At 56.0% G+C, this 823-nt stretch carries 1 protein-coding gene and 1 pseudogene; one reads left to right on the top strand and one right to left on the bottom strand.

Going from position 1 to position 823, the window contains the following annotated elements; all coding sequences use genetic code 11:
- Positions 1-137: pseudogene (locus A3730_RS30115) on the top strand (malate dehydrogenase); the annotation flags it as partial.
- Between the two features lie 96 nt (positions 138-233).
- Here the strand turns inward: A3730_RS30115 and A3730_RS01075 are convergent.
- On the bottom strand, positions 234-823 hold a 590-nt coding region (locus tag A3730_RS01075), incomplete at its 5' end, for a DUF805 domain-containing protein (protein WP_231883796.1).

An 823-nucleotide genomic window follows, 5' to 3' on the forward strand; every position in this document is an offset into this window, starting at 1 on the left:
TCCCCTGCACCTGCAAAGACGGCGACTGGACTATCGTTCAGGGCCTGGAAGTCAACGACTTCTCCCGTGGCAAGATGCAAGCTACCGAGCAGGAACTGGCGGAAGAACGTGACGCCGTTTCTCACCTGCTGCCGTAAGGCTCAGGTCGGGTAATAAAAAAAGGGGCTCTTCGGAGCCCCTTTTTTGTGCCGCTCTGCGGCTGCAACATGCTTCACTCAGCATGTAACGAGCGATCAGTATTCAGAATAATCCATCTGCTGCATCTGGGCCTGTTGTGCATACTGTGCATAGTTGGCCATGGTGAGCGGGAACAGCACACCGAAGTAGCCCACCATCAACAACAGCACAATCACAAAGGCGGCTTTTACGCCACCGGAATTGCCGACCGGAGCGGCGCCGTACTGGTTGCTGCCTTCGCTACCGCGTTTGAACAACATCACCAGACCCAGCACCAGGTTGGCAATCGGCACCAGCATGAGCAGGCTCAACCAGCCGCTGGCGTTGATGTCGTTGAGACGACGTACCATGTAGCCCCAGCTCATCACCATCACACCGATGAAAGCCACGGTGGCAATCAGGCCCATGATCATTGCACCCACGCCGATGTCAGCGTCCCCGGCGCTCATCATGCTTGGAATCAGAATCGCGGCTGCCACCCCGACCACAAGATAGAACAACAAGGTCAGACCAGCGGCATACACGAAATAGCGCATACGGCCGATACGCCCTGACAAAGACAGAAACTTGGGCTGATAGGTGTCCTGGTTACCGGCAACAGCAACATCTGCATTGGGTGCCTGATAGGGTTGGTTCATGGGTACTC

It is taken from the genome of Alcanivorax sp. HI0044, from assembly GCF_001634945.1.